This is a genomic window from Streptomyces sp. NPDC127100, from assembly GCF_042724095.1.
GTDB lineage: Bacteria > Actinomycetota > Actinomycetes > Streptomycetales > Streptomycetaceae > Streptomyces.
On record NZ_JBHXFL010000057.1, the window covers coordinates 1 to 8,506 of the forward strand.

8 protein-coding genes are annotated in these 8,506 nt (G+C 73.5%); 3 read left to right on the forward strand and 5 right to left on the reverse strand.

What is annotated here, in order from left to right; translation table 11 throughout:
* Window positions 1-120 precede the first annotated feature (120 nt).
* Window positions 121-2,523 (reverse strand): DEAD/DEAH box helicase, encoded by a 2,403-nt coding sequence (locus tag ACFWJB_RS32105; RefSeq protein WP_386926620.1) that lies wholly within the window; start codon window positions 2,521-2,523, stop codon window positions 121-123.
* A gap of 299 nt (window positions 2,524-2,822) precedes the next feature.
* Here ACFWJB_RS32105 and ACFWJB_RS32110 point away from each other — a divergent pair, with 299 nt between their 5' ends.
* Window positions 2,823-3,578, forward strand: a complete 756-nt coding sequence (locus ACFWJB_RS32110; RefSeq protein WP_385467408.1) for a ferritin-like domain-containing protein — start codon at window positions 2,823-2,825, stop codon at window positions 3,576-3,578.
* Between the two features lie 46 nt (window positions 3,579-3,624).
* On the opposite strand, the gene ACFWJB_RS32115 is transcribed toward ACFWJB_RS32110, so the two are convergent.
* The 4 genes from ACFWJB_RS32115 to ACFWJB_RS32130 form a co-directional block, all read right to left on the reverse strand.
* Window positions 3,625-3,894 (reverse strand): hypothetical protein, encoded by a 270-nt coding sequence (locus ACFWJB_RS32115; protein ID WP_385467411.1) that lies wholly within the window; start codon window positions 3,892-3,894, stop codon window positions 3,625-3,627.
* A 168-nt stretch (window positions 3,895-4,062) separates the two neighbouring features.
* Window positions 4,063-4,290, reverse strand: a complete 228-nt coding sequence (locus tag ACFWJB_RS32120; RefSeq protein ID WP_161168724.1) for a DUF3107 domain-containing protein — start codon at window positions 4,288-4,290, stop codon at window positions 4,063-4,065.
* A 154-nt stretch (window positions 4,291-4,444) separates the two neighbouring features.
* Window positions 4,445-5,086 carry a TetR/AcrR family transcriptional regulator gene (locus ACFWJB_RS32125; protein WP_385467414.1) on the reverse strand — a complete coding sequence of 214 codons (642 nt, stop codon included), beginning with the start codon at window positions 5,084-5,086 and terminating at the stop codon, window positions 4,445-4,447.
* Between the two features lie 187 nt (window positions 5,087-5,273).
* Entirely contained in the window at window positions 5,274-5,495 is a 222-nt protein-coding gene (locus tag ACFWJB_RS32130) for a hypothetical protein (RefSeq protein ID WP_386926623.1), read from the reverse strand.
* A gap of 185 nt (window positions 5,496-5,680) precedes the next feature.
* Between ACFWJB_RS32130 and ACFWJB_RS32135 the strand changes: the two genes are divergently transcribed.
* Together ACFWJB_RS32135 and ACFWJB_RS32140 are read left to right on the forward strand one after the other, a co-directional pair.
* Entirely contained in the window at window positions 5,681-6,703 is a 1,023-nt protein-coding gene (locus tag ACFWJB_RS32135; protein WP_386926625.1) for an alpha/beta fold hydrolase, read from the forward strand.
* 7 nt (window positions 6,704-6,710) lie between these two features.
* Window positions 6,711-8,303, forward strand: coding sequence for a DUF3152 domain-containing protein (locus tag ACFWJB_RS32140; RefSeq protein ID WP_386926627.1), 1,593 nt, complete (start codon window positions 6,711-6,713; stop codon window positions 8,301-8,303).
* The last annotated feature ends 203 nt before the right edge of the window (window positions 8,304-8,506 follow it).

Genomic DNA, 8,506 nt, shown 5'->3' on the forward strand with positions numbered 1-8,506 from the left:
ACTGGTCGCGCGCTGCCGGGCCCGCCCACCCCACCGCCCGCCCGCATCCCGGCGCGCACCCGCCGTCGGCCCGCCCCCGCCGTGTGGCGGGACCGGGCCGACGGATCGGGACGCGACGGGTCAGCTCTCGGCCGACTCCGAGGGCTGCGTCGCGACCGCCTTGCGCGTACGACGAGCCTTCGGCTTCGCCTCGCCCGTCTCGGCGGCCTCGACGGGAGCCGCCGCGGCCTTGCGGGTCCGGCGCCGCGGTGCGGCCTCCGGCTCCTGCGAGGCCTGAGCAGGGATTTCGGCGGTGGCCTCGGCCGGTTCGGCGGCCTTGCGGGTGCGGCGGCGCGGCTTGGCCTCCGCGGCCTCGGCCGTGTCGACGGCGGCTTCCGCCTTGGCGGCCGCGGTCTTGCGGGTGCGGCGCGGCTTGGCCTCGACGGCTTCCACGGTCTCGGCGACCTCGACGGCCTCCGGAGCGGCGGCGGCCTTGCGGGTCCGGCGCGGCTTCGACTCCGTCGTCTCGGTGGTCTCCGCGGCCTCCGCCGGTGCCGCCGCCTTCTTGCGGGTACGGCGCGGCTTCGACTCCGCCGGTTCGGCCACCGCCTCGGCCGTGTCGACCGCCTTCTCGGCGGCGGTGGCCTTGCGGGTGCGCCGACGCGGCTTCTCGACGGGCGCCTCGACCGCGGACACCTCGGTCACCGGGGCCTCGACCACGGCGGCCTCGACCACGGCGGCCTCGAGCGGCGCGGCCGGCGTCTCCGCCGGCTTGCGGGTGCGGCGACGACGCGGCTTCGCCGGGGCCTCGACGCTCTCCGAAGCCTCCGTGGCCGTGCCCTCCGCCGTCGCGACGGCGGTCTCCGGTGCCGACGCCTCGACCGCGGCGGCCGACACGGGCTGCTGGGCCGGCTCGCCGCCGCGGGTGCGACGACGCCGGCGCAGCGTACGGGTGCCCTGGGCGGCGGCGTCCGTGTCCGTGGCGCCGTCCGCGCCGCCGGTCACGGCCTCGGGCGCGGCGGTCCCGGCGGCCGGCGCGTCCACCTGCGACCCGCCGCGCGTACGGCGACGGCGACGCGGCGCACGGGACGAACGCTCGTGGTCGGTGGAACGGGACTCCTCCCGGCCACCACGGCCACCGCGGGCGCGGCCACCCCGGCCGCCCGGCTCGCCCAGGTCCTCCAGCTCCTCCGCGTCCAGTCCGGCGCGCGTGCGCTCCGAACGCGGCAGGACGCCCTTGGTGCCCTCGGGGATGCCGAGGTCGGAGTAGAAGTGCGGGGAGGTGGAGTACGTCTCCGGCGGGTCGTTGAAGTCCAGCTCCAGCGCCTTGTTGATCAGCTGCCAGCGCGGGATGTCGTCCCAGTCGACCAGCGTGATCGCCGTACCCTTGGCGCCCGCGCGGCCGGTGCGGCCGATGCGGTGCAGGTACGTCTTCTCCTCTTCCGGCGACTGGTAGTTGATGACGTGGGTCACGCCCTCGACGTCGATGCCGCGGGCGGCGACGTCGGTGCAGACGAGCACGTCCACCTTGCCGTTGCGGAAGGCGCGCAGGGCCTGCTCGCGGGCGCCCTGGCCGAGGTCGCCGTGGACCGCGCCGGAGGCGAAACCGCGCTGCTTGAGCTGGTCGGCCAGGTCGGCCGCCGTGCGCTTGGTGCGGCAGAAGACCATGGCCAGCCCCCGGCCCTCGGCCTGCAGTATGCGGGCCACCATCTCGGGCTTGTCCATGTTGTGCGCGCGGTAGATGAACTGCTTCGTGTTCGCGACCGTCGCGCCCTCGTCGTCCGGCGAGGTGGCGCGGATGTGCGTGGGCTGCGACATGTAGCGGCGGGCCAGTCCGATGACCGCGCCCGGCATGGTCGCCGAGAACAGCATCGTCTGGCGCCGGGCCGGCAGCATGTTGATGATCTTCTCGACGTCGGGCAGGAAGCCCAGGTCGAGCATCTCGTCGGCCTCGTCGAGGACCAGGCACTTGACGTGCTTGAGGCTGAGCTTCTTCTGGCCGGCCAGGTCCAGCAGACGGCCCGGGGTGCCGACGATCACGTCGACGCCCTTCTTCAGGGCCTCCACCTGCGGTTCGTAGGCCCGGCCGCCGTAGATCGCGAGGACGCGCACGTTGCGGACCTTGCCGGCGGTCAGCAGGTCGTTGGTGACCTGCTGGCACAGCTCGCGCGTCGGGACGACGACGAGGGCCTGCGGGGCGTCGGTCAGGGACTCGGGCGCCGCCCGGCCCGCCTCGACGTCGGCGGGGACGGTGACGCGCTCGAGGAGCGGGAGGCCGAAGCCCAGCGTCTTGCCGGTGCCGGTCTTGGCCTGGCCGATGACGTCCGTGCCCGACAGGGCCACGGGGAGCGTCAGTTCCTGGATGGGGAAGGGGTTGATGATGCCGACGGCTTCGAGGGCTTCGGCGGTCTCGGGGAGGATCCCGAGGGATCGGAACGTCGTAGTCAGGGTGCTGCCTCTTCTGTGTGCGTGGTGCGAGGCGAGCGCGCGGGTGCCGGACCGTGTCGGGGACGTCGGCCGCCTTACGGGTGAGCCGTAGGACACGGGACCTCTGTCGACGCTCCAGCGCTCGTACCACTGAGGGTCCCCCTCCGGGGTCCGTACGCACTGTGGCGCACGAAGGGAGGGCTGTCGGGTCGGAGCCGATCGGGCCACCGACCGGGCATCCTCATGCGTGCGGCCCGACGAAGACGTCACGTACCCGTACGTCACATACTCGGCAGGCGCATTACCACCATACCCCGGATTCGCGCACACGCGATGGCCGATTTGGTCACGTAGTCGTCGTCACAGTGACCGACCAGGCCCGTACCGTCCACGTTCGGCGGGCTATTGTGCGCTGCATGACGAGCTCTGACAAGCCTGGCAACGCCACGGACGCCCCCGCCGAAACCACCGGAGCCACCGGAGTCGCCGCCCAGGACTGGGCGACGGCCGCCGCCGACCCGCAGTACCGTGCCGCGGTCGTGGACCTGCTCGGCGCGCTCGCGTACGGCGAGCTGGCGGCGTTCGAGCGGCTCGCGGAGGACGCCAAGCTGGCACCGACGCTGGCGGACAAGGCGGAACTGGCGAAGATGGCGTCGGCGGAGTTCCACCACTTCGAGCGACTGCGCGACCGGCTCGCCGGGATCGGCGAGGAGCCGACGGCGGCCATGGAGCCGTTCGTGGCCGCCTACGACGGCTTCCACAAGCAGACCGACCCCTCGGACTGGCTGGAGGGCCTGGTCAAGGCCTACGTCGGCGACTCCATCGCCAGCGACTTCTACCGCGAGGTCGCCGCCCGGCTCGACTCCGACACCCGGGACCTGGTGCTGGCCGTGCTGGACGACACCGGGCACGCGAGCTTCGCCGTGGAGAAGGTGCGCGCGGCGATCGACGCGGACCCGCGGGTGGGCGGCCGGCTGGCGCTGTGGGCGCGGCGGCTGATGGGCGAGGCGCTGTCGCAGTCGCAGCGGGTCGTCGCCGACCGGGACGCGCTGTCGACGATGCTCGTGGGCGGGGTGGCGGACGGCTTCGACCTCGCCGAGGTGGGCCGGATGTTCTCGCGGATCACCGAGGCGCACACCAAGCGGATGGCGGCCCTGGGGCTGGCGGCCTAGGCACCGCCCGGCCGGACCCCGCCGCCGGTGCCCCACCGGCGGCCGGTCAGGCGGTCGCCGAGCGGCGCCGCAGTCGTCGCGCGGGGCGCAGCAGCAGCGACAGCGAGGCCGCCGAGACGGCCGCCGCGCCGACGAGGACCGGCACGAGTCCGCCGGCGCCCAGCGCGGTGTGCGTGACGAACGCCCCGAAGAGGGCCCCGGCGACTCCCGTCGGCAGGACCAGGACACGGTCGGGGAGGCGGTGCGGCAGGCGGTGGGCGGCGGCCCAGGCCAGGGCGAGGCCGAGGATCGAGGCGCTGAGCGCTTCCAGGAGCATGTCGGGGTCCCTCCCACGTGGCCGGCCTGCCCGAAACGGTCTTACCCGACTTACCCCTGACCTGCGGAATGCAATCCTCCTCCTGTGGGTGAGCTGTGCTCCCCGGGGGAAACGGAAAAGGCCCGGCGGTTCGTGGCCGCCGGGCCCTTCGCGTGCTGCCTGTGTCGGCTACAGCGCGCCGAATCCCACCTTGCGCGGGCTCGGCTCGCCGAGCTCGACGTAGGCGAGGCGGTCCGCCGGGACCAGGACCTTGCGGCCGTGCTCGTCCACGAGGCTCAGCAGCTGCGACTTGCCGGCCAGTGCCTCGGCCACCACGCGCTCTACCTCCTCGGCACTCTGACCGCTCTCCAGAACGATCTCGCGGGGCGCGTGCTGCACGCCGATCTTGACCTCCACGGCTATGTCCCTCCGACGGTCAGTGAAGTGCGCGATCTTACGCGCCGTACCCAGCACACATTAGCCCGGTGAGGGGACGTACACGCTTCGCCCGAGAACGCCAGGAGCGAACAGCCCGGGCAGCGGACGACGCCGTACGCCGAACGTGCGACGGTCAGGGCTGCTCGCTGCCGTGCATCGGGAAACCGGCGATGCCCCGCCAGGCCAGTGACGTCAGCAGCTGGACCGCCTGGTCGCGCGGCACGCTGCGGTCGCTGTGCAGCCAGGCGCGGGCCACCACCTGGGCGAGGCCGCCCAGACCGGAGGCCAGCAGCATCGACTCGGCCCGCGAGAGGCCGGTGTCCTCGGCGATCACGTCGCAGATCGCCTCGGCGCACTCGTTCGTCACCTTGTCGACGCGCTCGCGCACGGCGGGCTCGTTGGTCAGGTCCGACTCGAAGACCAGACGGAAGGCACCGCCGTCGTCCTCCACGTACGCGAAGTAGGCGTCCATCGTCGCCCGGACGCGCTGCTTGTTGTCGGTCGTCGACGCGAGCGCGTTCCGCACGGACTGGATCAGCGCCTCGCAGTGCTGGTCCAGCAGGGCGAGGTAGAGGTCGAGCTTGCCGGGGAAGTGCTGGTAGAGCACCGGCTTGCTGACACCGGCGCGCTCGGCGATGTCGTCCATCGCGGCGGCGTGGTAGCCCTGTGCCACGAACACTTCCTGGGCGGCGCCCAGCAGCTGGTTGCGTCGGGCACGGCGGGGAAGGCGTGTGCCCCGCGGGCGTACCGCCTCTGTCTGCTCGATGGCTGTCACGCCGCCTCCCATAGTCGTCCACGTGCGGTGTGCGCCGCGTCGCCATCGTACTTTTCGGTAACCGTGGTGCGCGCGGTGCGAGCGCAGAATTTCACGGACCGGACGGCGGCGAAAGCCGCACAACAGGTTTCAAAAGGTCCCAGGCCGGGCAAAGATCGGCCTCCCTCTCGTTCGGCGGCCCCCCGCCTCAGCGGTAGTCGTCCTCGTCCTGCGCGACCACCCGGGCCTGTTCGGCCAGGTCCGCCTCGTTGGCGCGATCCGGTTCCACGTCGGTGAGCGGGTCGTCGCGGTCGGGGGTGATGTCCGCGTTCTGCTCGGCCGCGTCGGCGTCGGGGGCCTCGACGCCGAGTTCCTGCGGTTCCCGGTCCTCGTTGTCGAAGGTCTCCGGGTCGGTGGGGTCGACGGTCATGCTGGGCTCCCTTCCTACGGACGTCCCTGGGGATGCAGGGGCCACATGCGGGTGCCCTTTCCATGAGCCTAGGAGACACCCGATTCGGCCGCCAGACATCACCGTGCGCCCACCGCCGGTACCGCACCCGCCCCTGTGACGGCGAACACATGAACCAGTGCGTGATCGTCTCGTAACATTGGCGCATGTCCTCGACCGAGCAGCCGTCCGCGCCGCCCGCCAACGTGCTGCCCAGGGTGGCGGCCGTCAGGGTCGTCGAGGGCGAGCGGCTCGGCTCGGTCCACCTGCCCGGAATCACCCTCACGGTGCGCTCCCGGCACCCCGCGCGCGAGGGCCTCCCGCCCGCGCTGTACATCCACGGCCTCGGCGGCTCCTCGCAGAACTGGTCGGCGCTGATGCCGCTGCTGGACGACGTCGTCGACAGCGAGGCCGTCGACCTGCCCGGCTTCGGCGACTCGCCGCCACCGGACGACGGCGACTACTCCGTCACGGGGCACGCGCGCGCCGTCATCCGTCACTTGGACGCGGCCGGACGCGGTCCCGTGCACCTCTTCGGCAACTCGCTCGGCGGCGCGGTCGCCACGCGCGTCGCCGCCGTGCGGCCCGACCTCGTGCGCACGCTGACCCTCGTGTCGCCCGCGCTGCCCGAGATCCGCGTCCAGCGCAGCGCGGTGCCGACGGGGCTGCTGGCGCTGCCGGGAGTGGTGGCGCTGTTCACCCGGCTCACCAAGGAATGGACCGCGGAGCAGCGGGTCCGCGGGGTGACGGCCCTCTGCTACGGCGACCCGGCGAGGGTGTCGCCGGACGGCTTCCGCAACGCCGTCGAGGAGATGGAGCGCCGGCTGCGACTGCCGTACTTCTGGGACGCGATGGCGCGTTCGGCGCGGGGGATTGTCAACGCGTACACCCTGGGCGGCCAGCACGGACTCTGGCGGCAGGCCGAACGGGTTCTCGCGCCGACGCTGCTGGTCTACGGTGGACGGGACCAACTCGTCGGCTACCGCATGGCCCAGCGGGCGGCCCGTGCCTTCCGCGACTCCCGGCTGCTGACCCTGCCGGACGCGGGGCACGTGGCGATGATGGAATATCCGGAGACCGTGGCCACGGCGTTCCGCGAACTTCTCGCGGACACCGATGGACGGGCGGTCGGCCGGAGCACCGACGGGGCCGTCGACGACGAGCCCGCCAACCAGACCACAGGAGGCTGAGGCGCGAGTGGGACGCCACAGCCGCCGCGGACCCGCCCCCGAGGGCGACACCGCGGACGCCCCCGCGGCAGCGCGGGAGGCCCGGGCCGAAGGCACCGGCCGCCGACGCATGCCCGGCCCGCCGGCGGGGGAGCGGACGCCGCCGGCGAACGGAACGCCGGGCCCGCAGCAGGCTTTCATCCCGGGCGACACCCGGGGGCACGCGGCCCCACGGCCCCCGGACGGCACACCGGCGCACGGTTTCCCCCGGCTCCCCGACGGCACGCCCGCACAGGGCTTCCCGCGAGTCCACGACGGCACGCCCGCACACGGCTTCCCGCGAGTCCCCGACGGCACGCCCGCCCGGGGCTTCCCGCGGGTCAAGGGCGGCACTCCGGCGCAGAACCTCCCGCAGGGTCAGGGCTTCCCGCGGGAGCAGGGCGGCACGCCCGCGCGGGGTGTGCCGCATGTCCGCGGCGGGCATCCCGAGCAGCGCGAACCGGGCGGCGGCTGGGGCACGTCGGACGGACGGGCCGGTGCCGGAAACGGCACGCAGGCCGGACCGCGCCCCGGCGTGTCCGTGCCCCTCCCGCGGCAGCGGCAGGCGCCCCCGGACGGGCCGCGGCCGGACTACCTGGACGCCTTCGGCGAGCAGGACGACGACGTCTTCTCGGCCCGCCCCCGGCGCCGTACCGCCGTCCCCGCTCAGGCGCCCGATCCGTACGCCTCCGTCACCGACTGGTCGGCCGGCGACGGCCCCGGGGATCCCGGCGCCGACGACGCGGCGCCCACCGGCGAACCCGCGCCGGCCAGGGGCGGCAAGGGGCGGACCTTCACCGGCATCGCCGCCGCCGCCGTCACCACCGTGCTCGCGGTCGTCGTGGCCGGACAGGTCGCCGACGGCCAGGACGCCGAGGGCGCGCGCGCCCCGTCCGCGACCGACCAGGCCCGTGACGTCCGCGACCCCGCGTCCCGCACGGACGGACGGCCGGACCCGGCCGCGCCCGGTGCCGCGGCGCCGCTGACGTACGAGCAGAAGATGGCCACGACCTACCCCCTCGGCGCCGACGCCAAGGGGTCGGGCAGGTTCGAGGCCGTCCCCGGCTTCGACAGGGCGCCGGGGACGGGGCAGAAGTACACCTACCGCGTGGACGTGGAGCAGGGGCTAGGCCTCGACGGCACGCTCTTCGCGCAGGCCGTGCAGAAGACCCTCAACGACAACCGGAGCTGGGCGCACAACGGCGCCCGCACCTTCGAGCGCATCCACTCCGGAAAGCCCGACTTCGTGATCACGCTCGCCAGCCCCGGCACCACGGCGGACTGGTGCGCCAAGTCCGGTCTGGACACCACCGAGGACAACGTCTCCTGCGACTCGGCCGCCACCGAACGCGTGATGATCAACGCCTACCGGTGGGCGCAGGGCGCCGAGCCCTACGGCGACCAGATCCACGCCTACCGGCAGATGCTGATCAACCACGAGGTCGGCCACCGCATCGGCTACAACCACGTCTCCTGCGACAAGGACGGCGAGCTCGCCCCGGTCATGCAGCAGCAGACCAAGTTCGTGGACCACGACGGCATCGACTGCCGCCCCAACGCCTGGGCCTACCCCAACGGCTGACCCGCCAGGCCTGGTCAGCGCGTCGCGCAAAGTAATCGAACGATCTCTTAGCGCGACCGAACGCGTCCCGTGCGGGAGAGTTACGACCGTTCACCCCTTTTGGTGGCGCGATGGACAACCGTCCATAGCCCCCCCCCCATGTGCGCCAAACTGGATCCCCCCGTGTTGCGCCCGGCCCCCCGCCGCAACCCCGAAGGGAGAAA

What these genes read in the sequence shown, in the direction of transcription:
- ACFWJB_RS32110 (WP_385467408.1), top strand. Translation starts at nt 2,823, where the DNA reads ATGACGAGCTCTGACAAGCCTGGCAACGCCACGGACGCCCCCGCCGAA.
- ACFWJB_RS32115 (WP_385467411.1), bottom strand. Translation starts at nt 3,894, where the DNA reads ATGCTCCTGGAAGCGCTCAGCGCCTCGATCCTCGGCCTCGCCCTGGCC.
- ACFWJB_RS32130 (WP_386926623.1), bottom strand. Translation starts at nt 5,495, where the DNA reads ATGACCGTCGACCCCACCGACCCGGAGACCTTCGACAACGAGGACCGG.
- ACFWJB_RS32135 (WP_386926625.1), top strand. Translation starts at nt 5,681, where the DNA reads ATGTCCTCGACCGAGCAGCCGTCCGCGCCGCCCGCCAACGTGCTGCCC.